This is a genomic window from Cupriavidus pauculus (assembly GCF_002858765.1).
In the GTDB taxonomy this organism is placed as follows: domain Bacteria; phylum Pseudomonadota; class Gammaproteobacteria; order Burkholderiales; family Burkholderiaceae; genus Cupriavidus; species Cupriavidus pauculus_B.
The window spans coordinates 117,877-144,212 of sequence record NZ_PJRP01000018.1; the positions used below are offsets into that span (position 1 = coordinate 117,877).

At 64.4% G+C, this 26,336-nt stretch carries 20 protein-coding genes; 15 read left to right on the top strand and 5 right to left on the bottom strand.

Annotation, left to right across the window (positions count from 1 at the left end; genetic code table 11):
* Positions 1-39 precede the first annotated feature (39 nt).
* The 3 genes from CYJ10_RS27840 to CYJ10_RS27850 all read left to right on the top strand — a co-directional run bounded on the left by CYJ10_RS27840 (position 40) and on the right by CYJ10_RS27850 (position 3,231).
* A complete protein-coding gene (locus CYJ10_RS27840) occupies positions 40-1,431 on the top strand; it encodes a replicative DNA helicase (protein ID WP_101684665.1) in 1,392 nt (463 codons plus the stop codon).
* 149 nt (positions 1,432-1,580) lie between these two features.
* Positions 1,581-2,207 carry a DUF47 domain-containing protein gene (locus tag CYJ10_RS27845; protein ID WP_029051063.1) on the top strand — a complete coding sequence of 209 codons (627 nt, stop codon included), beginning with the start codon at positions 1,581-1,583 and terminating at the stop codon, positions 2,205-2,207.
* 13 nt (positions 2,208-2,220) lie between these two features.
* On the top strand, positions 2,221-3,231 hold the full coding sequence (locus tag CYJ10_RS27850) for an inorganic phosphate transporter (RefSeq protein ID WP_101684666.1): 1,011 nt from the start codon (positions 2,221-2,223) through the stop codon (positions 3,229-3,231).
* Between the two features lie 56 nt (positions 3,232-3,287).
* On the opposite strand, the gene CYJ10_RS27855 is transcribed toward CYJ10_RS27850, so the two are convergent.
* The 5 genes from CYJ10_RS27855 to CYJ10_RS27875 form a co-directional block, all read right to left on the bottom strand.
* Positions 3,288-4,022, bottom strand: coding sequence for a C40 family peptidase (locus tag CYJ10_RS27855; protein ID WP_101684667.1), 735 nt, complete (start codon positions 4,020-4,022; stop codon positions 3,288-3,290).
* Positions 4,023-4,102: 80 nt separating this feature from the next.
* Positions 4,103-4,606, bottom strand: a complete 504-nt coding sequence (locus CYJ10_RS27860; protein ID WP_257993567.1) for a hypothetical protein — start codon at positions 4,604-4,606, stop codon at positions 4,103-4,105.
* A gap of 168 nt (positions 4,607-4,774) precedes the next feature.
* Positions 4,775-6,472 carry a PhoH family protein gene (locus CYJ10_RS27865; protein ID WP_101684668.1) on the bottom strand — a complete coding sequence of 566 codons (1,698 nt, stop codon included), beginning with the start codon at positions 6,470-6,472 and terminating at the stop codon, positions 4,775-4,777.
* 383 nt (positions 6,473-6,855) lie between these two features.
* Entirely contained in the window at positions 6,856-7,317 is a 462-nt protein-coding gene (locus CYJ10_RS27870; RefSeq protein WP_101684669.1) for a peroxiredoxin, read from the bottom strand.
* 198 nt (positions 7,318-7,515) lie between these two features.
* Complete coding sequence (locus tag CYJ10_RS27875) at positions 7,516-7,902, bottom strand: Mth938-like domain-containing protein (protein WP_101684670.1); 387 nt, start codon at positions 7,900-7,902, stop codon at positions 7,516-7,518.
* Between the two features lie 1,351 nt (positions 7,903-9,253).
* On the opposite strand from CYJ10_RS27875, the gene ltrA reads away from it, so the two are divergent.
* From ltrA to CYJ10_RS27935, 12 genes are all read left to right on the top strand, one after another.
* Complete coding sequence (ltrA, locus tag CYJ10_RS27880; RefSeq protein WP_101684671.1) at positions 9,254-10,978, top strand: group II intron reverse transcriptase/maturase; 1,725 nt, start codon at positions 9,254-9,256, stop codon at positions 10,976-10,978.
* Between the two features lie 204 nt (positions 10,979-11,182).
* Complete coding sequence (locus tag CYJ10_RS27885; RefSeq protein WP_101684672.1) at positions 11,183-12,412, top strand: pyridoxal phosphate-dependent aminotransferase; 1,230 nt, start codon at positions 11,183-11,185, stop codon at positions 12,410-12,412.
* A 52-nt stretch (positions 12,413-12,464) separates the two neighbouring features.
* Positions 12,465-13,775 carry a homoserine dehydrogenase gene (locus CYJ10_RS27890; protein WP_101684673.1) on the top strand — a complete coding sequence of 437 codons (1,311 nt, stop codon included), beginning with the start codon at positions 12,465-12,467 and terminating at the stop codon, positions 13,773-13,775.
* Positions 13,776-13,799: 24 nt separating this feature from the next.
* The gene (thrC, locus tag CYJ10_RS27895; RefSeq protein WP_101684674.1) at positions 13,800-15,245 is read left to right on the top strand and encodes a threonine synthase; all 1,446 of its coding nucleotides are present in this window, start codon (positions 13,800-13,802) and stop codon (positions 15,243-15,245) included.
* Positions 15,246-15,388: 143 nt separating this feature from the next.
* The gene (locus tag CYJ10_RS27900) at positions 15,389-16,624 is read left to right on the top strand and encodes a molybdopterin molybdotransferase MoeA (RefSeq protein WP_101684675.1); all 1,236 of its coding nucleotides are present in this window, start codon (positions 15,389-15,391) and stop codon (positions 16,622-16,624) included.
* A gap of 11 nt (positions 16,625-16,635) precedes the next feature.
* Positions 16,636-16,893, top strand: coding sequence for a molybdopterin converting factor subunit 1 (gene moaD / locus CYJ10_RS27905; RefSeq protein WP_101684690.1), 258 nt, complete (start codon positions 16,636-16,638; stop codon positions 16,891-16,893).
* A 1-nt stretch (position 16,894) separates the two neighbouring features.
* Positions 16,895-17,392: a molybdopterin synthase catalytic subunit MoaE gene (gene moaE, locus CYJ10_RS27910; protein WP_101684676.1), complete on the top strand. Its 498-nt coding sequence runs from the start codon at positions 16,895-16,897 to the stop codon at positions 17,390-17,392.
* A 37-nt stretch (positions 17,393-17,429) separates the two neighbouring features.
* Entirely contained in the window at positions 17,430-17,810 is a 381-nt protein-coding gene (crcB, locus tag CYJ10_RS27915) for a fluoride efflux transporter CrcB (protein ID WP_101684677.1), read from the top strand.
* Between the two features lie 312 nt (positions 17,811-18,122).
* Positions 18,123-20,288: a D-(-)-3-hydroxybutyrate oligomer hydrolase gene (locus tag CYJ10_RS27920; RefSeq protein ID WP_101684678.1), complete on the top strand. Its 2,166-nt coding sequence runs from the start codon at positions 18,123-18,125 to the stop codon at positions 20,286-20,288.
* Positions 20,289-20,498: 210 nt separating this feature from the next.
* On the top strand, positions 20,499-23,087 hold the full coding sequence (clpB, locus tag CYJ10_RS27925) for an ATP-dependent chaperone ClpB (protein ID WP_101684679.1): 2,589 nt from the start codon (positions 20,499-20,501) through the stop codon (positions 23,085-23,087).
* 120 nt (positions 23,088-23,207) lie between these two features.
* On the top strand, positions 23,208-23,687 hold the full coding sequence (locus CYJ10_RS27930) for an OsmC family protein (RefSeq protein WP_101684680.1): 480 nt from the start codon (positions 23,208-23,210) through the stop codon (positions 23,685-23,687).
* Positions 23,688-24,060: 373 nt separating this feature from the next.
* Complete coding sequence (locus CYJ10_RS27935; protein WP_257993571.1) at positions 24,061-26,043, top strand: gamma-glutamyltransferase family protein; 1,983 nt, start codon at positions 24,061-24,063, stop codon at positions 26,041-26,043.
* Positions 26,044-26,336 lie beyond the last annotated feature (293 nt).

Genomic DNA, 26,336 nt, shown 5'->3' on the forward strand with positions numbered 1-26,336 from the left:
TTTTTTGCGTGGCGCCCGGCGCCGTTATAATTCCCCCCCATGAACGCGCCCGCCGCAGATCCCCAACTAGACAACCTCAAGGTTCCTCCGCACTCGATCGAGGCCGAACAATCGGTGCTTGGCGGGTTGCTGCTGGATAACGCCGCCTGGGACCGCATTGCCGACTTCCTGTCGGAAGCCGATTTCTATCGATTCGACCACCGGGTGATCTTCCAGAGCATCGCCCGCCTGATCTCCGCCACCAAGCCGGCGGACGTGATCACGGTCTTTGAAATGCTTCAAGTGGCCGGCAAGGCGGAGGAGGTGGGCGGCCTGGCCTACCTGAATTCGCTGGCGCAGAACACGCCGAGTGCGGCCAATATCCGTCGCTACGCCGAAATTGTTCGCGAACGCTCGGTGCTGCGCAAGCTCGTGACCGTTGCCGACGATATCGCTTCCGCAGCCTTTGCGCCGAAGGGGCGCGAGGTGCGCGAACTGCTCGATGAGGCCGAATCCAAGGTTTTTGCGATTGCCGAAGAGGGTTCGCGTGGCCAGAAGGGCTTCCAGGAGATCCAGCCGCTGCTGACGCAGGTGGTGGAGCGGATCGACGAGCTTTATCACCGTGATTCGACGACGGACGTGACCGGCGTGCCGACCGGCTTCATCGACCTGGATCGCATGACCAGCGGTATGCAGCCGGGCGACCTGATTATCGTCGCCGGACGCCCCTCGATGGGTAAAACCGCGTTTTCGCTGAATATTGGCGAACATGTGGCCGTGGAGCAGGGCCTGCCCGTGGCCGTGTTCTCGATGGAAATGGCCGGTGTGCAGTTGGCCATGCGTATGCTGGGTTCGGTGGGTCGTCTGGACCAGCACCGGCTGCGTACCGGCCGCCTGCTGGACGAGGACTGGCCGCGCCTGACGCACTCGATCCAGCGCATGAACGACGCGCAGCTGTTCATCGACGAGACGCCGGCGCTGAATCCGATGGAATTGCGGGCCCGTTCGCGCCGCCTGGCGCGCCAGTGCGGCCAGTTGGGCCTGATCATCATCGATTACCTGCAGCTGATGTCGGGTTCGGGCAGTGGTGAGAACCGGGCCACGGAAATTTCCGAGATCTCGCGGTCGCTGAAAGGCCTGGCCAAGGAACTCAATTGCCCGGTCATCGCGCTGTCGCAGCTGAACCGAAGCCTGGAGCAGCGTCCGAACAAGCGCCCCGTGATGTCCGACCTGCGTGAGTCAGGCGCCATCGAACAGGATGCTGACGTGATCCTGTTCATTTATCGCGACGAAGTCTACAACCCCGATTCGCAGGACAAGGGTACGTCCGAAATCATCATCGGCAAGCAGCGTAACGGCCCGATCGGCACCGTTAGGCTCACGTTCCTGGGTCAATTCACGAAGTTCGACAACTTCAGTGGCGGCCCGGCGTTCTTCGACAACGACACCTGATTGTCAGGGGTTACACCGCTGGGCGGTGCAACCCTGTAAAATATTGCGCTTTGATGACAGCCGCCCACGAGGCGGCTGTCGTGCAATGGCTGTCTCCCCCTTTGCTATACAACCGAGCGCTGCCGTGAGGCGCGCCACAAGGACATTTCATGTTCGGCCGTTTCATGCCCACCGAGGGCAAGTTCTTCGAGTACTTCAACCAGCACGCAGACTGCGCCGTCACCGCCGCGCACGAGCTGGAAGCGTTGGTCAATGACCTGCCCAACGCCGAAGGCCATGCCCGCCGCGTGCAGGCCACGGAAAAGAAGGCAGACCGTATCACGCACGACACAATCGATTTGCTGCACAAGACCTTCATCACGCCGCTGGACCGTGACGAGATCCACAAGCTCATCACGACCATGGACGATATCCTGGACCTGATGGAGGACGTGGCCGAGACGATCTCGCTGTACGACGTCACGCACCTGACCGACGAAGCCCGCCGCCTGGCCACGATCTGCGTACAGTGCTGCGAAGCCGTCAAGATCGCCGTGGGCCTGCTCGAGGACATGGGCAACGCCAGCACCATCCTGAAGACTGCCCAGCAGATCGACCAGCTCGAATCGGAAGCCGACCGCGTGATGCGCTCGGCCATGTCGAAGCTGTTCCGCGACGAGACCGACGTCAAGCGCCTGATCAAGCTGAAGGCGATCTACGAGCAGCTGGAGTCCATCACCGACAAGTGCGAGGACGTGGCGAACATCATCGAAGGCATCGTCCTGGAAAACGCCTGAGGCTCGCACTCGCATGCAAACAGTACAAATGAGCTTGTGGGTCATCGGCTTGCTGGTGGCATTGGCATTGCTGTTCGACTTCATGAACGGCTTTCACGACGCGGCCAATTCGATTGCCACGGTTGTCTCCACGGGCGTGCTGAAGCCGCACCATGCCGTGGCCATGGCGGCCATGTGCAACGTGGTGGCGATCTTCATCTTCCACCTGAAGGTGGCGGCCACGGTGGGCACGGGCACGGTCGACGTGCATATAGTGGATCACTACGTGATATTTGGCGCGCTGGTGGGTGCCATCGTCTGGAACGTGATTACCTGGCTGTACGGCATTCCGTCGTCGTCGTCGCACGCGCTGATCGGCGGCCTGGTGGGCGCTGCAGTGGCCAAGGGCGGCACGGGCGTGCTGGTGGGCAACGGCCTGCTGAAGACCGTGGCGTTCATCCTGATCTCGCCGCTGCTGGGCTTCATCCTGGGTTCGCTGATGATGGTGATCGTGGGCTGGACGTTCTTCCGCACACCGCCGTCGCGCGTGGACCGCTGGTTCCGCCGCCTGCAGCTGGTATCGGCGTCGCTCTACAGCCTGGGCCACGGCGGCAATGACGCGCAGAAGACCATCGGCATCATCTGGATGCTGCTGATCGCCAGCGGTCATGTGGCCGTGGGCGGCGCGGAGCCGCCGATGTGGGTCATCGTGAGCTGCTACGTGGCCATCGGCATGGGCACGCTGTTCGGCGGCTGGCGAATCGTGCGGACCATGGGCCAGAAGATCACCAAGCTGAAGCCGGTGGGTGGCTTCTGCGCGGAAACGGGCGGCGCGATCACGCTGTTCATTGCCTCGGCGATGGGCGTGCCGGTGTCGACCACGCATACCATTACCGGCGCCATCGTCGGCGTCGGTTCGGCGCAGAAGATGTCGGCCGTGCGTTGGGGCGTGGCGGGCAATATCGTGTGGGCGTGGGTCCTGACGATTCCGGCCTCGGCGTTCATGGCGGCGATCGCCTGGTGGATCGGCAAGCAGATCCTGTAAGCCTTACCGGACGTATCGCAGACAAAAAAGCCAGGCATCACGCCTGGCTTTTTTGCTTATTGGTTCGCGAATGCCGCGATGGGATCGTCGTCGGGCGGCGGCGCCATGGGCGCGGCGGGCACCGGCTGGGGCGGGGCGGGTGTGATCGAAGGCGGCGGTGTCAGTGACGGCGCCGGGGTCATCGGCAAGTTGCTGGCCGCCACGACGCGCCGCGCGCCGTTGTAGCGCGAGGCCCAGTAGGACTTGCCCATGTCTTCGAGCCGGACCGTGCCACCGGTGGCCGGCGCGTGGACGAAGCGGTTCTGCCCGACGTAGATGCCGACATGCGAGTTGGCGCGTCCGGTGGTATTGAAGAACACCAGGTCGCCCGATGCCACGTCGCTACGGTCAAGCGAAACGCCGCGCTGGCCCATCTGCTCGGTGGTGCGCGGCAGGTTGACGCTGGCGGCGCGCTGCACCACATAACGGACCAGGCCGCTGCAGTCGAAACCGGAATCGGGCGTGTTGCCGCCGTAGCGGTAGGGCGTGCCGACCAGTGACATCGCCTGGATCGAGATTTCTTCCAGGCCGGCGCTCGGGTCGATCATGGGCTTGCCCGGCGTGCGGGGCAGCGAAGACGTATGGCGGGCAGGGGGGGCACCGGCGCAGGCGGCCAGCAGCAGGGCGCTTGCACACAAGGCTGTCAGGGCGAGCCGGGACGAACGCCACGAGGACGGAGCCGGGCACAGCGTGACAAGCGACGGGCGCGGTGGGTGCGGTGAGGGCGGCAATAAAAGCGGGCGCTGCGGCATCCTTCTTGTCGTTCGGTTGCCGGGTCAGGCGTCCGCCCCACCGTACAGGGTGGGACTGCCAGTGAAACGACCGGATAAAACTACCAGCGCAACTGCGCGTTGCGCGTACCGGTACTGATCTTGATGGACTTTGGCTGACCCTTGTAACTGGCCTCGATATTGTAGCTGCCTTCTGGCGCACGTATGAGGCAGCGCGGGCCACCCGCGCGGAAATCGGCCACATTCTGGCCGTCGCGTGTCAGTTTTACATCAACATCGGCCAGGTATTCGCCGTCGGCACCCCGCGTGAACAGGATGCCCATGTTGAAGTTCTTTTCCTGCTCGGCCAGCCTGGCCCGTTCGTCCTCCGCAATGCCGCCGCAGACATAGCTGACGGGGCCCATGGTGCGGATTACCATCTCGTTGCCTGCGGGGGGCGCGCTGGCGTCCGCAGCCTTGGCCGGCTGCAGGGCGGCCGCCACGATTACCGTGGCGCCAATCAGCGCGGCCACGGCAATGCGCTTGCGCCGGGTGGCGCGCGCGTTCTGGGAAAACAGGGTCCTTCTGGTGGACAGGTATCTGCTGAAAGACTGTTGCCTGTTCATCGACGCCTCCGTATCGACATGAACACCCGGCCATCATAGCCGGGTCGTGCGGTGCTGGCTGTCGGCCAAACGCCGACGCTGTGGGTTGCGCCACACTACGCGATGCGGCCACGGGCGGCCATGGAACAGGCCGCCCGTGGAACTGCCGGGATTGCAGTGACTGCCGCGTTACAGTACGTCCGCCGCGTGGTCGGCCAGGCGCGAGCGTTCGCCGCGTGCCAGCGTCACGTGGCCGCTGTGGCTCCAGCCCTTGAAGCGGTCCACCACATAGGTCAGGCCGGACGAGCCTTCGGTTAGGTACGGGGTATCGATCTGCGCGATATTGCCCAGGCAGACAATCTTGGTGCCGGGGCCAGCCCGGGTGACCAGCGTCTTCATCTGCTTCGGCGTCAGATTCTGCGCTTCGTCGATGATCACGAACTTGTTGACGAAGGTACGGCCGCGCATGAAGTTCATGCTCTTGACCTTGATGCGCGAGCGGATCAGCTCCTGCGTGGCCGCGCGGCCCCATTCGCCGGCGCTGTCGTCGCTCTTCTGCAGGACTTCGAGGTTGTCGTCGAACGCACCCATCCACGGCTGCATCTTCTCTTCCTCGGTGCCCGGCAGGAAGCCGATATCTTCGCCCACGGGCACGGTGGCGCGCGTGACGATGATCTCGTTGTAGAGCTTCTGGTCCAGCACCTGCTCCAGGCCCGACGCCAGTGCCAGCAGCGTCTTGCCGGTGCCGGCCTGGCCCAGCAGCGTCACGAAATCGACGTCGGGGCTCATCAGCAGGTTCAGCGCGAAGTTCTGCTCGCGGTTACGGGCCACCACGCTCCACACGTTGTTCTTGTTGTGGGCGTAGTCCCTGAGCGTCTGCAGCAGGGCGGTCTTGCCGTTGATTTCCTTGACCTGGGCGTACAGCGGCAGGCTGCCGTCCATCGGCTCCAGGTAGACAAACTGGTTGACCAGGAACGACGGCACCAGCGGGCCGGTCAGGCGATAGAACATCGTGCCCGACTTCGGATCCTGCCAGCTTTCCACGCCCTTGCCGTGCTTGGCCCAGAAGTCATTGGGCAACTGCATCACGCCCGAGTACAGCAGGTCCTTGTCTTCCAGGACCTGGTCGTTGAAGTAGTCCTCGGCAGGCAGGCCCAGCGCACGGGCCTTGATGCGCATGTTGATGTCTTTCGACACCAGCACCACCTGGCGCTCCGGATACTGCTGCTGCAGCGCGCTGACCACGCCCAGGATCTGGTTGTCCGCCTTGCCCTGCGGCAGGCCTTCGGGCAGCTTGATGTCGTTCAGCCGGGTCTGGAAGAACAGCTTGCCGGCGGCATCGCGGTTGCCAAGCGTGGCCAGCGGCAGCCCTTCGTCGAGCACGCCGTCCGTGCCGGCCACGAGCTGGTCCAGCGTGCGGCTGACCATGCGCGCGTTGCGCGCCACTTCGCTCATGCCCTTCTTGTGGTTGTCCAGTTCCTCGAGCGTCATCATCGGCAGATAGATGTCGTGTTCCTCGAAGCGGAACAGCGAGCTCGGGTCGTGCATCAGCACGTTGGTGTCGAGCACGAACAGCTTGCTCGGGCCTGCCGTCTTGCGCGTGCGGCGCGTGGGCCCGTCGGCCGGCTTCACCAGGCTGACGGACGGCGATGCCGGCGGGGTGACGACCGGCGCCGGGGCGTCAGTCGTCTTGGCCCGGGTTGTGCTGCCGGCGCGTGCACGGGTGGCGGGCGCCTGGGTGTCGCCGGTCTCGAGCAGTGCCACACGCTCGAGGACCGGCACGGGTTTCTTACCCTGCGCGGCTTTGGCCTTGGGCAGTGTCACCGGAGCGAATTCGCTCGGGTCCAGCAGTTGGGCAGGCTTGGCGGGCATGGTAGGCAGCGGCATGCTTGGCTTTCCTTTCAGGGGAGCAAACGGGGGCGAAAAAGCTGGCGTACAGCCGGGCGTACAACCGTGAAACGGCAGAAATCGGGAAAACCGAAGTGGCGGGACGCAGGGCGTCCAGAAAGGAAACAAAAAAGCCGCCAGGCCTGGAATACAGGGGTGGCGGCTTCTCTGCGGTCCCGCGACGCGGCAGTTCCGCTACCAGCCCTGGGACTGTGCCTGTCGGGCCGGGACGTTACTGCAGCGTGGCAACTGTGATCGGAACGCATTGAGGCCCAATCTACCCGAAGGTTTTCGCTTTTGCAATCGGTCAGATTCTCGTCGCGGTTGCGCAACTGTCATCGGGCCATGCGGCGTGCGGGTTGCCATGCCGAGGATGTTCCGGTTCACATCCCCTTGACGATGTCCAGCACCTCGTCCACGTGGTTCGGCACCTTGATGCCACGCATTTCGTGGCGCAGCACGCCCTTGGCGTCGAGGATGAAGGTGCTGCGCTCGATGCCGCGCACTTCCTTGCCATACATCTTTTTCATCTTGATGACATCGAAGATGTTGCAGATGGCTTCATCCGCGTCGGAGATCAACGCGAAGGGCAGTTCCAGCTTGGCCTTGAAGTTCTCGTGCGACTTCAGGCTGTCGCGCGAAATGCCGAAGACCGCCACGCCGGCGGCCTCGAAGGCGTCGTGCTGGTCGCGGAAATTCATGGCCTCGGTGGTGCAGCCCGGCGTGTTGTCCTTCGGGTAGAAGTACAGCACCAGGGTCTTGCCGTGGTGGTCGGCGAGACGGAAATCCCCGCCGGTAGCGGGGGCCTGGAAGTCGGGAACGGCCTTGTTCAGACTGACGGTCATGCTGGTGGCTCTCCTGGATGGCGATGCATCATCGGTGACGGCGGTGGCCCATTATTGGTGTATGCGCCTGGACCTGCGCCATGGCGGGTGCAGATTGGGGCAGTCGGCCGGACTTCAAGCGTGGCGTCGGCTCAACCCGGCAAAAAAGTGGCGCATGGCGGGGCCCGCCAGCCGTGCGCATCCACCGGGCGGGCCGCGTCAGTCCTGTGCAGCGGGCTCCACCAGCAGCACCGCCGCGACCTTGCGGCCCTCGGCCATCAGGATATTGTAGGTGCGGCATGCAGCCTGAAGGTCCATGGCGTCGACGCCGATATGCAGGCGGGCCAGCGCCGCGGTCAGCCGCGGATGCGGAAAGCGCAGGCGGTTGCCCGTGCCCAGCAGCACGACTTCGGGCTTCTTGGCCAGCAGCGCCTCGAAGTGGGCGGGCTCCAGGTCCTCGAACCGGCTGACGGGCCAGGGCGCGACGGCGCCCTCGGGCATGACCAGCACCGACTGGTCGTGGCGCACCGCGTTGATTTCGACAAAACCGGGGCCGTAGCCGGTCACGGTATTCAGGTTCTGGGGTTGGTCGGCGTGGAGTTTCAAGGAGGGGGCCTCATGCCGCCCGGGGTGTCCGGAGGCCGCTCCCACGGGCGGGACGGGCGGCCGGGCCGGCCACGGGAGGGGCGGGCGGCGGGTTGGTGGCAGGATCGTGCGCGCGGCAAGCCAAAAGGCTCGCTGCAATGCAAGAATCCATGCCGAAGTCTGTCATAATCCGATATCTTATAGCTTTTGGTGCGACACGTACTTCGTGTCCGTTAGCTCGCTGTTAGGCGGGCAGGCTCTTAACTGAGCATCGACCTTAGTTGAGACAAGGAGAAGGCTTCGGCCCGAACCGTCCAATCTCAACCACTTGTTGCTTCGACAAGCCCGGCCGCAAGGCTGGTGCGAGTTCATGTGTTGTGGGAGGGCCGGCGTATCGGCTAACTCGCAGCTTGCTATTTGCTGGATGGATATCCAGCCATTGCCCAAAGGCGGGGACGTTTGCCTTTGGGCAGGTGTCTTTGCAATATGCACGCCCCCGGAGGGGTGAGTGGACATGCAGCAGCAGTTCCGCTGCGTGTTCGCTACACAGCATTTGCGCCGGCCCAATAGGGTCGGCGCTACTTCTTTGGGACACAGGCGCTCGCAAGAGCCCGTCTGTTGTCAAGCGCCTGCCAGCACGGAGGCACTGAAGTAATGAAGTGAGGTTCCCGGAGCGATAGCTCTGCGCGTTATGGTTCGGTCGAGTACACCCGCGAGGGTGCCTCGATAGAGAACCTGCTATGCGACTAGCAGTAGCCTAGGGAGACATGCGTCACTGGTAACGGTGGGGTGTGAAGCTCTCCTGACAACGTAGCCCCTGTAAGGTGCGTCCCTGTCGTGAGATAGGTTCGCAGAGACTCCGAGCAGCAATGGGGTTGAGGAGCCAGGCTGACTGGTATGGGTAATGTAAATGAACTGCTGATAAACGTCGTAAATAAGGCGGTGCCAAAGCTGCTGATAGGCACTAACCAAACGGTACGTGATCGGATGCTCCGCTCGAAAGTCGGAGTACGTCGCTAGATAGATCACCGGCGAAGAGGCAGGCCCTAAGCCAGTCGTGTAATGCGCAGGGAACGTGGTAAGCCCGTATGGCTGCCGGAGCGCTGTATGGCTCTGGCAGGCGAACCGCAAGGAACGCTGTTGGCTGTGCGGGTAGGGGAGGTTGGAAAAAGCGAATGCCGGGTTGTAATGATCCGGATAGGGGTTGAAACATTACCTCACGCGAAAGCGGGCAGACTTCCAACTGGTCTTTCGTCGCAAGACGGCTGACTGAACTCGCTTGTTTAATTTTCTTCCCTTGAGGGGTGACATGCCCCTCAAGGGGCATGTTGTCTCTGCTTTTTGGGGGAAGTCCTCAAGATAGGAGAGCAGCATGGAAGCATTGATCCGAGAGGATGAATCTGCGCCCTCCGGCATCCCGCAACGATGGGGCGACATTAGTTGGCGCCGCGTCGATCGGAATGTTCGGGCAATGCAGATTCGAATTGCGAAGGCAACACAGGAAGGGGATTGGCGCAGGGTGAAAGCCCTACAACGATCCCTGACCCGCTCGTTTTCCGCCAAGGCATCGGCGGTAAGGCGAGTGGCGATGAACCAAGGAGCGCGGACGGCGGGAGTCGACCGCGTAGAGTGGGACTCACCTGAAGCCCGATGGGCAGCCATTGGGAGGTTGAAGCGCCGGGGGTATCATCCGCTGCCGTTAAGGCGGGTGTACATCCCCAAGGCAAATGGGAAAGAGCGCCCCCTGGGCATTCCGACCATGCACGACCGGGCCATGCAGGCGCTGTATCTGCTGGCGCTGGAACCGGTGTCCGAAGGAACGAGCGACCCGAACTCCTACGGGTTTCGGACCAATCGTTCTACTGCGGATGCCATGTCCCAGCTGTTTGTTTCCCTATCCAAGAAAGCCTCGGCTCAATGGGTGCTGGAAGCAGACATCAAAGGGTGCTTTGACCATATCAGCCACGACTGGCTGGAGCGCAATGTCCCAATGGATAACGCAATCCTACGGAAGTGGTTGAAAGCTGGCGTGGTATTTCAGGGCCAGTTTCAGGCGACCGACGCTGGAACACCACAGGGGGGCATCATTTCCCCGACTTTGGCAAATGTGGCACTGAACGGGTTGGAGAAACAACTGATCGAGTCCATGCGGGCGAGACTGGGCGTTGCCAACACGAAGAAGCTGAAAGTGAACGTCGTACGGTACGCGGATGACTTTGTGATCACCGGCAACACGCCGGAAGTTTTGGAGCACGAAGTGAAGCCGTGGGTAGAACAGTTCCTTGCAACACGGGGATTGATGCTCTCCACGGAGAAAACACGAATCGTCAACATCGCTGACGGCTTTGACTTTCTAGGGTGGAATTTCCGGAAATACTCGGGAACGCTGCTCATCAAGCCGAGCAAGAAAAACGCGCGAGCGTTCTATCGCAAGGTCAAGGAGGTCATCGGGACACATAGGGGGAAACGGACGGCAGATCTAATTCGGACGTTGAACCCGATGTTGAGGGGCTGGGCGCAGTATCACAGCCCAGTGGTTGCGAAAGCGATGTTTGCCCGCATGGAGCATCTGATCTTTAGGTCTCTATGGAGGTGGGCAAAGCGGCGACACCGAAGGAAGGATACCGAGTGGGTGCGAAGGACATACTTCGCCTCAGTTGGGAGCCGGAACTGGGTGTTCGGTGCCACGATGTGGAATAGGGCAGGTGAACGCTACTGGATGGAACTGTATTCGATGCCGAGTATGCCTATCCGGAGGCACAAGAAGGTTCGCGGGGACTACCATCCCTTCGACCCAGCGCAGGAAATGTATGGCGAGACGCTGCGGCAGGAACGTATGGCAGAAAGCATGTCGTACCGAAGGCAGTGGGTTAAGCTGTTCATGTCCCAGCGGGGCTTGTGTGCGGTATGCCAGAGCAAGATTTCCAAAGAGACAGGATGGGATGACCATCACATCGAACCTCGGGTATCCGGGGGCTCGGATGCTCTAGGGAGCCGCGTTCTGGTGCACCCCGATTGTCATGTCCAAGTCCATTTCCACGGCCAAGTTGCTGTGAAGCCGGTGTATGATTCGTCCATATACTTTGTAGAGGCTTGAGCCGTATGCGGGGAAACTCGCACGTACGGTTCTTAGGGGGGAGGGGGTCAGTAATGACCTTTCTCCTACCCTCCCCTCCCGGTCTGCCACGCTCGATTTGCTGCCCAGCGACGCGCGCCACCAGACGTCCAGGACAATCCAGAAGATTCCCAAGACCGCTGCCGCAAGAGACCGGCAGCTTGCCCTGACATCGCCGAAACCGCCGTGAAACCCATCCAGAAATCGAACAAGCTCCAGAACGTTTGCTATGACATCCGCGGCCCGGTGCTGGAAAAGGCCAAGCAGATGGAGGAAGAGGGGCACAAGATCATCAAGCTGAACATCGGCAATCTGGCCGTGTTCGGATTCGATGCGCCGGAGGAAATCCAGCAGGACATGATGCGCAACCTGCCGAATTCGGCAGGATATTCCGATTCCAAGGGCATCTTCGCCGCGCGCAAGGCGATCATGCACTACACCCAGGAAAAGAAGATCCAGGGCGTGGAGCTGGACGACATCTACGTGGGCAACGGCGCGTCCGAGCTGATCGTGATGTCGATGAACGCACTGCTCAACAGCGGTGACGAAGTGCTGGTGCCGGCGCCCGACTATCCGCTCTGGACGGCCGCGGTGAGCCTCTCGGGCGGCACGCCAGTGCACTATGTGTGCGACGAGGCCAACGAGTGGATGCCCGACCTGGACGACATCCGCCGCAAGATCACGCCCAACACGCGGGCCATCGTCGTCATCAACCCGAACAACCCGACCGGCGCGCTGTATTCGGACGAACTGCTGCAGGCCATCGTCACCATCGCGCGCGAGCACGGGCTGATCATCTTTGCGGACGAGATCTACGACAAGGTCCTGTACGACGGCAACGAGCATACGTCGATCGGCTCGCTGTCCACCGACGTGCTGACCGTGACCTTCAACGGCCTGTCGAAGAACTACCGCTCGTGCGGCTACCGCGCCGGCTGGATGGTGGTGTCGGGCGACAAGCGCCCGGCGCAGGACTATATCGAAGGCCTGAACATGCTGTCGTCGATGCGCCTGTGCGCCAACGTGCCGGGCCAGTGGGCGATCCAGACCGCGCTGGGTGGCTACCAGAGCATCAACGACCTGGTGGCCGAAGGCGGCCGCCTGCGCCGGCAGCGCGACCTGGCCCACGAACTGATCTCGCAGATCCCCGGCATTACCTGCGTCAAGCCCAAGGCGGCGCTGTACCTGTTCCCGAAGCTCGACCTGTCGATGTATCCGATCCAGGACGACCAGGAATTCATCTACGAGCTGCTGCAGGAATCGAAGGTGCTGCTGGTGCAGGGCACCGGCTTCAACTGGGACGCACCGGACCATTTCCGGATCGTGTTCCTGCCGCACGAGGAAGACCTGCGCGAGGCCATCAGCCGCGTGGCGCGCTTCCTTGAGAACTATCGCAAACGTCACGGCACGGCCTGAGCCGCCGGGGCGCCCCCCATTTCCGTATCAAGCAACCCAGAGTCAGACGTCCATGAATCCCATCAAAGTCGGCCTTCTCGGCATCGGTACCGTCGGTAGCGGCACGTTCAACGTGCTCAAGCGCAATCAGGAGGAAATTCGTCGCCGTGCAGGCCGCGGCATCGAGATTGCGGTGGTGGCCGACCTCAACACCGAACGCGCCCGCGAACTGACCGGGGGTACCGTGGACGTGGTCAGCGACGCCAATGACGTCGTGACGCGCCCCGACATCGACATCGTCGTCGAACTGATCGGCGGCTACGGCATCGCGCGCGAGCTGGTGCTGAAGGCCATCGAGAACGGCAAGCACGTGGTCACCGCCAACAAGGCGCTGCTGGCCGTGCATGGCAACGAAATCTTCGAGGCCGCCCGCAAGAAGGGCGTGATCGTGGCGTTCGAGGCGGCGGTGGCCGGCGGCATCCCGATCATCAAGGCGCTGCGCGAAGGCCTGACGGCCAACCGCATCCAGTGGATTGCCGGCATCATCAACGGCACGACGAACTTCATCCTGTCCGAGATGCGCGACAAGGGCCTGGATTTCGACACCGTGCTCAAGGAAGCGCAGCAGCTGGGCTACGCCGAGGCTGATCCGACCTTCGACATCGAGGGCATCGACGCCGCGCACAAGGTGACGCTGATGAGCGCCATCGCGTTCGGCATGCCGGTGCAGTTCGACCGCGCTCACGTGGAAGGCATCACCAAGCTGGCCGCCATCGACATCAAGTACGCCGAGGAACTGGGCTACCGCATCAAGCTGCTGGGCATCACGCGCCGCCGCGACGAAGGCGTGGAACTGCGCGTGCATCCGACCCTGGTGCCGGCCTCGCGCCTGATCGCCAATGTGGAAGGCGCGATGAACGCCGTGCTGGTGCAGGGCGACGCCGTGGGCGCCACGCTGTACTACGGCAAGGGCGCCGGCGCCGAGCCGACCGCGTCGGCCGTGATCGCCGACCTGGTGGACGTGACCCGTCTGCACACGGCCGATCCGAACCATCGCGTGCCGCACCTGGCGTTCCAGCCGGACGAACTGTCCAGCGTGCCGGTGCTGCCGATCGACGAAGTCACCAGCTCGTACTACCTGCGCATGCGCGTGGCCGACCAGACCGGCGTGCTGGCCGAAATCACCCGCATCCTGGCCGAAGCCGGCATCAGCATCGACGCGATGCTGCAGAAGGAATCGCGCGAGGGCGAGCCGCAGACCGACATCATCATCCTGACGCACCTGACGCGCGAAAAGCACGTCAATGCCGCCATCCGCAGCATCGAAGGCCTGCAGACCGTGCTGTCGCCGGTCACGCGCCTGCGCATGGAAGAATTGAACTAAGACGCCGAAACTGGACGAATTGCCATGAAATACCAGTCGACGCGCGGCCATGACATGCCGCAATCGTTCTCAGAGATCCTGCTCGGAGGCCTGGCCCCGGACGGCGGGCTGTATCTGCCGAAGCAGTATCCGCAAATTACCGCCGATGAACTCGAAGCATGGCGCAAGCTGCCGTACGCCGACCTGGCGTTCGAGGTGCTGTCACGCTTCTGCGACGACATCCCGTCCGAGGACCTGCGCGCGCTGACGCGCAAGACCTACAAGGCCGAGGTGTACTGCAACGCGCGCCCCGGTTACAACACGGCCGACATCACGCCGCTGCGCACGCTGGGCGAGGAAGGTGGCACGAAGCTGCAACTGCTGGGCCTGTCCAACGGCCCGACGCTGGCCTTCAAGGACATGGCGATGCAGCTGCTGGGCAACCTGTTCGAGTACGCGCTCAAGCGTGCCGGGCTGAAGCTCAACATCCTGGGTGCCACGTCGGGCGACACCGGCAGCGCGGCCGAGTATGCGATGCGCGGCAAGGAAGGCATCCGCGTGTTCATGCTGAGCCCGCACCGCAAGATGAGCGCGTTCCAGACCGCGCAGATGTTCAGCCTGCAGGACCCGAACATCTTCAATATCGCCATCGATGGGGTGTTCGACGACGCGCAGGACATCGTCAAGGCCGTGTCGAACGACCACGCGTTCAAGGCGCGCCAGTGCATCGGCACCGTGAACTCGATCAACTGGGCGCGTGTGGTGGCCCAGGTGGTGTACTACTTCAAGGGCTGGCTGCTGGCCACCGATGGCCCCGGCCAGAAGGTGTCGTTCTGCGTGCCGTCGGGCAACTTCGGCAACGTCTGCGCCGGCCATATCGCGCGCATGATGGGCCTGCCCATCGACAAGCTGGTGGTGGCCACCAACGAGAACGACGTGCTGGACGAGTTCTTCCGCACCGGCACCTACCGCGTGCGCACGTCGGCGCAGACGTACCACACGTCGAGCCCGAGCATGGATATCTCGAAGGCGTCGAACTTCGAGCGCTTCATCTTCGACCTGCTGGGCCAGGATGGCGACAAGCTGGCCGCGATGTTCCGCGACGTGGACACCAAGGGTGGGTTCGACCTGTCCGGCACGCCGGAATTCGATCGCATCCGCCAGTTCGGCTTTGTCTCGGGCCGCAGCACGCACGACGACCGTCTGGCCACGATCCGCGACGTCAAGCAACGCTACGACGTGACGATCGACACCCATACCGCCGACGGCGTGAAAGTGGCGCGCGAGCACCTGTCGGCCGGCGTGCCGATGGTGGTGCTGGAAACCGCGCTGCCGGCCAAGTTCGCCGACACGATCCGCGAGGCGCTGGGCCATGAGCCGGAGCGTCCGGCCGCGTTCGACGGCATCGAGAAGCTGCCGCAGCGCTTCGAGGTCATGCCGGCCAACGCCGACCAGGTCAAGGCGTACATCGTGCAGCACACGGGTCTGTAATAAGGGGTATTGCCCCAGCGCCCTGTGGATCCCGCGCCAACTCGCTACAATCGGGTTTGCCGGGCCCCGCTGCCACGGCCCCCGGGCGTTTCTCCCGGGGGCTGTTTTGCTTTCTGGGGCCAACCCAGATCCCGAAGACCCACATGACCCAACCCGCAGCGCGTCCCCCGATGCTGACGATGGCCCAGGCGCTGGATGCCCTGATGGCCGGCGTTCGTCCCATCACCGAAACGGAATCCGTCGATACGCTCGATGCCAATGGCCGCGTGCTGGCGGCGCCCGTGACCAGTACGCTGCGTGTGCCGCCCGCCGACAACACGTCGATGGACGGCTACGCGATGCGCGCGGCCGACGTGCCGGCCGAAGGCACCCGCCTGCCGGTGTCGCAGCGCATTCCGGCCGGTCACGTCGGGTCCGAACTGGCACCGGGCACGGCCGCACGCATTTTCACGGGCGGCCTGATTCCGCCGGGCGCCGATGCCGTGGTCATGCAGGAGCAATGCCAGGCCGACGGCGATGCGGTCATCGTCAACCATGTGCCGGCGTCGGGCGAGTGGATTCGCCGCGCGGGCGAGGACATCGAGGCCGGCAGCCAGATCCTGCCCGTGGGCGCACGACTGTCGCCGCAGGCCCTGGGGCTGGCCGCGTCGGTGGGGCAGGCCAGGCTCGATGTGATTCGCCGCATGCGCGTGGCCGTGTTCTTTACCGGCGACGAACTGGCGATGCCGGGCGAGCCGCTCAAGCCCGGTGCCATCTACAACTCGAACCGGTTCACCTTGCGCGGCCTGCTGGAAAACCTGGGCTGCGAGGTGACCGATTTCGGCATCGTGCCCGATACCCTGGCCGCCACGCGCGACACGCTGCGGCGGGCGGCCGAAGGCAACGACCTGATCATCACGTCGGGCGGGGTGTCGGTGGGCGAGGAAGACCATATCCGTCCGGCCGTGACGGCGGAAGGGCGCCTGGACCTGTGGCAGATCGCGATCAAGCCCGGCAAGCCGCTGGCGTTTGGCCAGGTGGCCAACGGCACCGACCAGCCGACCTTCTTCATTGGCCTGCCCGGCAATCCGGTGTCGAGCTTTGTCACGTTCCTGCTGTTCGTGCGACCGTTCCTGCTGCGCCTGCAGGGCGTGGCGGACGTGACGCCGCGCCGCATTGCCCTGCGCGCCGATTTCGATCTGCCGAAAGGCGACCGCCGCAACGAATTCCTGCGCGCGCGCCTGAACGATGCGGGCGGGCTCGACCTGTTCCCGAACCAGAGTTCGGACGTGCTGACGTCCACGGTCTGGGGCGATGGCCTGATCGACAACCCGCCCAACCAGCCCATTGCGCGGGGCGACACCGTGCAGTTCATCCCGTTTGCCAGCCTGCTGGCCTAGGTTTCATGCCGATGCAACTTGAACTTCGTTATTTCGCCAGTGTGCGCGAACAGGTAGGCCAGGCCGCCGAACGCGCCGAGGTGCCCGCCGACGTCCGTACCGTAGGCGATCTGCGCGGCTGGCTGCGCGCGCGCGGCGGTGTCTGGGCCGAGGCGCTGGCCGAAGGCCGCGCGCTGCGCATGGCGGTGGACCACGCCGTGGCCCGCGCCGATACGCCGCTGGCCGATGGCTGCGAAGTGGCGTTCTTTCCGCCCGTGACGGGAGGCTGAGATGACGGTCCGCGTGCAACTGGAGGATTTCGATCTCGGTGCCGAAGTGGCTGCCCTGCGTGCCGATAACCCGGGCGTGGGCGCCGTGGCCAGCTTTATCGGCACGGTGCGCGATGTCAGCGACGGCACGCGCGTCAGCACCATGGAGCTGGAGCACTACCCGGGCATGACCGAGAAGGCGCTCGAACAGATCGAGGCCGCCGCACGCCAGCGCTGGGCGCTGCTGGGCGTGACGATCGTGCATCGGGTGGGGGTGCTGCAGCCGCTGGACCAGATCGTGCTGGTGGCGGTGGCTTCCGCGCATCGCGGCAATGCCTTTGCCGCGTGCGAATTCATCATGGACTATCTGAAGTCCGAGGCGCCGTTCTGGAAGAAGGAAGCCACGCCGGAGGGCGCGCGCTGGGTCGACGCACGGGTAACGGACGACGCGGCTTTGCGCCGCTGGGGTATCGAATCGTTCAACGCGGAAGCCGCGGGCACGCACAACAACAACGAATAAGACCGAAAGGTCCAAGCGTCAGAAAAAAGGTCGATCGATGGGTCCGATGGGATTTTTGGCGGTGGGCGCGGGCGCCGCCGTGGGGGCATGGCTGCGCTGGGCGTTCTCTGTCATGTGGAATGCCGCCAATCCGGCGCTGCCGTATGGCACGCTGGCGTCGAACCTGGTCGGCGGCTACCTGATTGGCCTGGCGGTGGCGTTTTTCGACACCCACCCGTCGCTGCCGCCGGAGTGGCGGCTGCTGGCCGTGACGGGCTTCCTGGGCGGCCTGACCACGTTTTCCACGTTTTCGAGCGAAGTGATCGGGAACCTGCTGGCCGGGGACTACCGCTGGGCGCTGGCTCACCTGGCCACCCACCTGGGCGGCTCGCTATTGCTGACCGCGCTGGGCATCTGGACGTACCGCACGCTGTCCTGATCGATCGGACTGTCCGGGAGTTCCTGCCCGGCCCCGGCGTTCTGGGGTATAGGTAACAGTCCCGATACTTTTGCTACTGTCGGTCCGGCCTGGACCGGCTACTATTTCCCGCATGGGCATTGAGGTGTGCAACGCACCTCCCGAAGTTCGCCTGTCTGCTTTCACAGTCATTAAAAGTGCAGCTACGGTCGCTTGCCGGCGCGTCGTGGTCTTCAAGAATCCGGCGTTCCACTCCGGGCCAGCAGCTCTTGCCCCAAGCAGTCCTTGTGTTATCGCGGCATACCGTTCCGTTCATTACAAGGAGACATCCCCATGCAGCATCGCCATGCCTCGCACCCCGCCAGTCCCATTCTGCGGCGCCGGTTCCGGCAAACCGCCGTCGCGGCGGCCACTGCCACCCTGTTGCTCTCGGCCTGCGGCGGAGGGGATTCACCCAGCACCCCGGGCGGCGGAGGCAGCACCACGCAGAACCCGAACAACCGTCCCGATTTCATCGTCGGGACGATCGGGATCAAGTCGTACGACGGCACGTCGGACGACCTGCTGACGGCCGGGCTGGGCAAGGACGGGCTGGCAGGCACGGCACCGGTATTCGCGGATCCTTCCGCGCCCACGGCGGTGGAACTGCGCCGCAACGCGATCTTCGTCAACTACCGCGCCATCGTGGACGTACAGGCCGCCGGCGGCTACGGCTCGCTGTACGGGCCGAACGTCGACGCGCAGGGCAATGTCACGGCCAGCCAGGGCAAGATCCCCGGCACGGAATACATTGCCTATGCCGACGACGGCACCGGCCTGAAAAACGTGACGATGATGGTGCAGGTGCCCGACTCGTTCGATAAAAGTAATCCATGCGTCATTTCAGCGACCTCATCGGGGTCGCGGGGCGTCTATGGCGGCATCGCGGTAGGCGAGTGGGGTCTCAAGCGCGGCTGCGCGGTGGCCTATACCGACAAGGGCACCGGTGCCGCGCCGCATGACCTAGACACCGACACCGTGCCGCTGATCGACGGCACGCGTGCCGACCGGCGCGGTGCGGGCAAGCTGGCCCAGTTCGCGGCCCAGCCCGGGGCGCAGTCGCTGGCAGACTTCACAACGGCCTTCCCGCACCGACTGGCCTTCAAGCACGCCCATTCGCAGCAGAATCCCGAGGCCGACTGGGGCAAGAACACGCTGCAGGCTATCCAGTTCGCCATGTTCGCCATCAATGACCGCTTTGGCACGATGGGCTCCGACGGCGTGCGCCAGAGCACGTTTTCAAAGAACAACGTGCTGGTCATCGCCTCGGCCATCTCGAATGGCGGCGGGGCGGCGGTGGCAGCGGCCGAGCAGGACACCGACGGGCTGATCGACGGCGTGGCCGTGGGCGAGCCGAACGTGGAGATGCCGCCGAGCCCGGTCATCACCGTGCGGCGCGGCGGGGCGCCCGTGGCGGCGTCCGGCAAGCATCTTTATGACTACACGACGACGGCGAACCTGTTCCAGTTTTGTGCCAGCCAGGACCCGACGCTGGCCAACGCGCCACTTGCCGCGGCGCCAGGCCAGTTCGGCATCAATCGCTGCACATCGCTGACCGGCAAGGGCAAGGTGACGGGCGCCAACGCCGGCGTGCAGGGCGCTTCCGCGCTGGCGGCCTTGCACGCAGCAGGGTGGGAGACCGAATCCGACGAACTGCATACGTCGCTCTCGTCGCTCGAAGTGGCCAGTTCGATCTCGGTCACCTACGCCAACGCCTACTCGCGCGCCAGCGTGACGGACCGCCTGTGCAACTACAGCTTTGCGGCAGTCAGCACGGCGTTGACGCCGGTGGCGATTCCGGCGGCATCGCTGGCCGGCATGTTCTCGACCGGCAATGGCATTCCGCCGACCGCGCCCATCACCCTGATCAACGACGCGAACCCCAGCGGCCCGTTCCGCGATCTGGTCTCGCAGTCGCCATCGACGAACCTGGCCGACGCCAACCTCGACGGCGCCCTGTGCCTGCGTGCCCTGCTGGACAACCAGAACGCGGCGCTGATGGCCGGCATCGGCCAGACGTACCGTAACGGCAACCTGCGCGGCAAGCCGGCGATGATCGTCCACGGCCGCAGCGATGCCTTGCTGCCGGTCAACCACACGTCGCGGCCCTACCTGGGGCTGAACAAGTCGGTGGAAGGCAGCGCCAGCAAGCTGTCGTATGTGGAGGTGACGAACGGGCAGCACTTTGACGGCTTTATCGACGTGATCGCCGGCTACGGGGCGCGATATATCCCGATGCACCTGTATCTGAACCGCGCGCTCGACGCCGTCTACGCGAACCTCAAGAACGGCACCGCGTTGCCCCCGTCACAGGTTGTGCGGACCATCCCGCGTGGCGGCAGCAATACCGCTGCGGTCGGCCCGCAGATCCTGCCGGCCAATGTGCCGCCGATCGCGGCCACCCCGGTCGCTGGCGATACGATCTCGGTCACCGGCACCACTGTCGACGTGCCGAACTAGCCGCGCGGCCTCGCGCTGGAGCCCAGGTAGCCCGCCATGCACTTGCAGTCTGTACAAGTTGTGTGGCGGGTGTCTTGAAATGTCAATCCAAAGCCCTATCTTTCGGGAGTAACGTGTCCGGCAGGGCATGCGCGAAACGGCAGCCGCCGCGCTGCAACGCCGCCGCCCCGCACCAGGACACACTCATCGACTAGAGAGAGAGGGCGCCTGATGCGAATTGACAAACTGACTACCCGGTTCCAGGAAGCGCTGGCTGAAGCGCAGACCCTGGCCCTGGGCCACGACAACCAGTACATCGAACCTCAGCACCTGTTGCGTGCGCTATTGGCGCAGGGCGACGGGTCGGCCCGCACGCTGCTGTCGCGTGCCGGCGTGAACGTGAACGGCCTGCAGACCGCGCTGGATGCGGCCATCAGCCGTCTGCCGCAGGTGCAGGGCACCAACGAGGTTCAGGTTGGCCGTGACCTCAACAACCTGCTGAACGCCACCGAGAAGGAAGCGATCAAGCGCAACGACCAGTTCATCGCCAGCGAGCTGTTCCTGCTGGCCGTGTCCGACGACAAGGGCGACACGGGCCGCATCGCGCGCGAGAACGGGCTGTCGCGCAAGTCGCTGGAAGCGGCCATCACGGCCGTACGCGGCGGCGAGAACGTGAACAGCGCCGACGCCGAATCGCAGCGCGAAGCGCTCAAGAAGTACACGGTGGACCTGACCGAGCGCGCCCGGGCGGGCAAGCTCGACCCCGTGATCGGCCGCGACGACGAAATCCGTCGCGCGATCCAGATCCTGCAGCGCCGCACCAAGAACAACCCCGTGCTGATCGGCGAACCGGGCGTGGGCAAGACCGCAATCGTCGAAGGGCTGGCGCAGCGTATCGTCAACGGCGAAGTGCCCGAGACGCTCAAGAACAAGCGCGTGCTGGTGCTGGACATGGCCGGGCTGCTGGCCGGCGCCAAGTATCGCGGCGAGTTCGAGGAACGCCTGAAGGCGGTGCTGAGCGACGTGGCCAAGGACGAAGGCCAGACCATCGTCTTCATCGACGAAATCCACACGATGGTGGGCGCGGGCAAGGCCGAGGGCGCGATCGACGCGGGCAACATGCTCAAGCCGGCGCTGGCGCGCGGCGAGCTGCATTGCATCGGCGCCACCACGCTGAACGAGTACCGCAAGTACATCGAGAAGGATGCCGCGCTGGAGCGCCGCTTCCAGAAGGTGCTGGTCGACGAGCCGAGCGTGGAATCGACCATCGCCATCCTGCGCGGCCTGCAGGAAAAGTACGAACTGCACCACGGCGTGGAGATCACCGATCCGGCCATCGTGGCCGCGGCGGAACTGTCGCACCGGTACATCACCGACCGCTTCCTGCCGGACAAGGCCATCGACCTGATCGACGAGGCGGGCGCGCGCATCAAGATGGAAATCGACTCGAAGCCCGAGGCGATGGACAAGCTCGAGCGCCGCACGATCCAGCTCAAGATCGAGCGCGAGGCGGTGAAGAAGGAAACCGACGAGGCATCGCGCAAGCGGCTGGAACTGATCGAGCAGGAAATCACGCGCCTGGAGAAGGAGTACGCGGACCTGGACGAGATCTGGCGTGCCGAGAAGGGCGCCGCCCAGGGCGCGGCCGCGCTGAAGGAAGAGATCGAGAAGATCAAGCTCGACATCTCGCGCCTGCAGCGCGAAGGCAAGCTCGACAAGGTGGCCGAACTCCAGTACGGCAAGCTGCCGGCACTGGAGGGCAAGCTGCAGGCCGCCAACAAGGCCGAGGCCGCCGAGCAGAAGCAGCCCAACAAGCTGCTGCGCACGCAGGTCGGGGCCGAGGAAATTGCCGAGGTGGTGAGCCGCGCCACGGGCATCCCCGTCGCCAAGATGATGCAGGGCGAGCGCGAGAAGCTGCTGAAGATGGAAGACCGGCTGCACCAGCGCGTGGTGGGGCAGGACGAGGCCGTGCGGCTGGTGTCCGATGCCATCCGTCGCTCGCGTGCCGGGCTGTCGGACGAGAACAAGCCGTATGGCTCGTTCCTGTTCCTGGGGCCGACCGGCGTGGGCAAGACCGAGCTGTGCAAGGCCCTGGCCGAGTTCATGTTCGATTCGGAAGAGCACCTGATCCGCATCGACATGAGCGAATTCATGGAGAAGCACAGCGTGAGCCGGCTGATCGGCGCGCCGCCGGGATACGTGGGCTATGACGAGGGCGGCTACCTGACGGAAGCCGTGCGCCGCAAGCCGTATGCGGTGATCCTGCTCGACGAGGTGGAGAAGGCCCACCCGGACGTGTTCAACGTGCTGCTGCAGGTGCTGGACGATGGACGCCTGACCGACGGCCAGGGCCGTACCGTGGACTTCAAGAACACGGTGATCGTGATGACGTCGAACCTGGGTTCGCACATCATCCAGGCCATGTCCGGCGAGCCGCAGGAAGCGGTGAAGGGCGCGGTCTGGCAGGAGGTGCGCACGCATTTCCGGCCGGAGTTCCTGAACCGGATCGACGAGGTGGTGGTGTTCCACTCGCTGGACCAGAAGAACATCGAGTCCATCGCCAAGATCCAGCTGCAGCGCCTGCAGTCGCGCCTGGCGCGCATGGACATGACGCTGGAGATCAGCGAGGGTGCCCTGGAGAAGATCGCCAGCGCGGGCTACGATCCGGTGTTTGGCGCCCGCCCGCTGAAGCGCGCGATCCAGCAGCAGATCGAGAATCCGGTGGCCCGTGCCATCCTCGAAGGCAAGTTTGCCGCCAAGGACGTGATACCGGTGGATTACGTGGACGACCACTTCACGTTCGGAAACGTCGTGCAGTAAGCCAGGCTGCCTGCGGCATCGCAACAGGAAAAAGGACCTCTCCGGAGGTCCTTTTTTTCGTGCCTGCTTTTTGCGCCACAATACCGGCTCGGCCTGACTACCACCCCCTGGAGCAATCCCATGGCTCATGGCGAGCACAAGTACCACGTCACCGTGGAATGGACTGGCAACCGCGGCACCGGCACCAGCGGCTACCGCGCCTACGGACGCGACCACACGATCCGCGCCGGCGACAAGCCCGAGATCCCCGGTTCCTCGGACCCGGCCTTCCTGGGCGATGCCACGCGCTGGAATCCGGAAGATCTGCTCGTGGCGTCGGCCAGCGCCTGCCACAAGCTCTGGTACCTGCACCTGTGCTCGGACGCCGGCATTGCCGTGCTGGCCTATGTCGACCAGGCCGAGGGCACGATGACCGATGGGCCGGCAGGCGGGCAGTTTTCGGAGATCGTGCTGCGCCCGCACGTGACGATCCGGGCCGGCGACGACGCCGAGCGGGCCGCGCACCTGCACCACGTGGCGCACGAGAAATGCTATGTCGCCAACTCGGTCAACTTCCCGATCCGGTGCGAGCCGGTGATTGCGCAGGCGGCCGCCAGCTGACCTGTATGTCGGCTGCCTCACCGAAGCGGTGCGAAAGCTGCTTGTCCATCACCCTTCCCATGTACTAGTGTGGACACATTGCTTTGCTTGACAAGCCAACAGTCAGCACAGTCATGAATATCCGCGTCGCCCTGATCAACTCCTCATAGGGCCCTTTGCCTGCGCTGGCGTGCTGCCGCGCGGGCAATCCCGCTTCCCAGCCCGTCGTCTGAATTTTCCGAGCCATCCAGCCCGGCGGGCCGCGTTCGTCCTTGCGTCCAAAAAAGCCACGGCAGACGCCCGATCACACGCCTTGCACGCCTGCCTGTCCGACATCCGCAGATCGCGCCCACCCGGCGCTTCTTTGTAGTCTGGAGGAAATATGGTGTTGCCAATACGGAAGGTCCCCCTGACCCTGGCGGCCGCGGTTGCGGGCACGCTGCTGGTCGTTTCCTGCGGTGGCAGCGATGACAATTCGACGCCCACCACGCCCGTCACGCCACAGGCCGACAACAGTTGCCAGGTGCTGGCCAGCAACGGCAGCACGGTGGTGGTCGGCTCGAACCAGCCCGGCGACCCGGCGTTGCCGGAACCGGCCACCGGCTATCGCACCGGGTTGAAGCCGATCTACGCCAAGACCTATATGGTGTCGACCTCGAATGCCTACGCCAGCGCGGCGGGCTGCGCGGTGCTCAAGAATGGTGGCTCGGCCGCGGATGCCGCGGTGGCCGTGCAAGCCGTGCTGGGCCTGACCGTGCCCGAGGCCACCGGGATGGGATCGGGCGGCTTCATGCTTTACTACGACGCCACCGCCAAGACGGTGCAGGCCTACGACGGGCGCGAGACAGCGCCTGCGGCCGCCACCGAAAACTACCTGCGGTACGTGGACGACGCCACCGACCAGACCCTGCCCAAGCCCAGTGCGCGCGCCAGCGGCCGGTCCATCGGCACCATCGGCGTGCCCAGGCTGATCGAGCGCGTGCAGAAGGAACACGGCAAGCTGGCCTGGAAGGATCTGTTTGGCGACGCCATCTCGCTGGCCAGCAACGGCTTTCCGATTGGCGGGCGGCTCGCGCAGGCCATCTCGTCGAACGCCACCAGCCTGAAGCGCGACCCCGAAGCCACCGCCTATTTCTTCAACGCGGATGGAACGGCCAAGGCGCTGGGCACGGTGCTCAAGAACCCGGCCTACGCCAACACGCTGACCGCCATGGCGGCGCAGGGCGCCGACGCGCTGTACAAGGGCGCCATCGCCAATGACATCATCGCCAAGATCGGCTCGACCGCTGCCACGGACGGCACGCCGACCACCCCGGGCAAGACCACGCTGGCCGACCTGGCCGCGTACGAGGCCAAGCTGCGTGACCCGGTCTGCGTGACGTACCGCGCGTACTGGATCTGCGGCGCACCGCCCCCGACATCGGGCGGCATCACCGTGGCCTCGGCGATGCAGATCATCGAGAACTTCGACATGGCATCGTTCAAGCCCAATCCCGTGGACGGCGAGGGCGGCAAGCCGACCGTGCAGGGCGTGCATCGGGTGAGCGAGGCCGAACGGCTGGCCTATGCCGACCGCGACAAGTACGTGGCCGATACCGATTTCGTGCCGCTGCCTGGCGGAACGTGGGACACGCTGCTGAACAAGACCTACCTGCAGACGCGTGCTGCGCTGATCGATCCGACCCGGTCGATGGGCACGGCCACGGCGGGCAACTTCGGCGCGGTGCCACTTGGCGTGGTGCCGCTGGTCGAGCACGGCACGAACCACTACTCGATCGTCGATGCGCAGGGCAACGTGGTCAGCGCGACCACGTCGGTGGAGTCGAGCATGGGGTCGTTCCACATGACCAACGGCTTCCTGCTCAACAACCAGCTGACCGACTTCTCGGCTGCGCCGACCGATACCAGTGGCAACCCGGTTGCCAACCGGGTGCAGCCGGGCAAGCGGCCGCGCAGTTCGATGGCGCCGACAATGGTGTTCCGCAAGGCGGCTGACGGGTCGATTGGCGATTTCCTGATGGCTACGGGCTCACCGGGCGGCGGCACCATTCCGCAATATGTGGTCAAGACGCTGGTGGGCGTGCTCGACTGGGGCCTGGACGCGCAGCAGTCGTCGAACCTGGTGGACTTTGGCGCCAGCAACAGCCCCACCACGACCATCGGCGGGGAGCATCCGGACATCGATACCAGCAACGCCGGCGCCAACGATCCGCTGATCAGCGGTCTCAAGGCGCTGGGGCACACGATCTCCACCTCGGCGCAGTCCAGCGGCGTCAACACGATCCTGCGCACCCAGGCCGGCGGCGCACCCGTGCTGCAGGGCGGCACCGACCCCCGGCGCGAGGGCGTTGTGCTGGGTAATACCTTTACGCCATGACTGCCAGTTGAACTACGCCGTTCGGCAGGCGCCATCCGTCGCATTGGCCTGATTTTGCAGGCAACCGCCCGCGATTGTGGGGCGGTTGACCTGCATCAACTTGCGAATGGGAACGGGTGGCTAATATCTGAACCGTCATGGAGATGCGGGGGCGCTCTTCATGACTTGTCTACCCGTTTCCGGAATGGAAACTTGACCCGCAGCGCAACGCATGGGCGTCGAGCCACGCAGCCACGGCCGCCAGCGCGGCGTCGGGCAGGGCCAGCTTCAGTTCGATCTCTTTTGCCATTGCC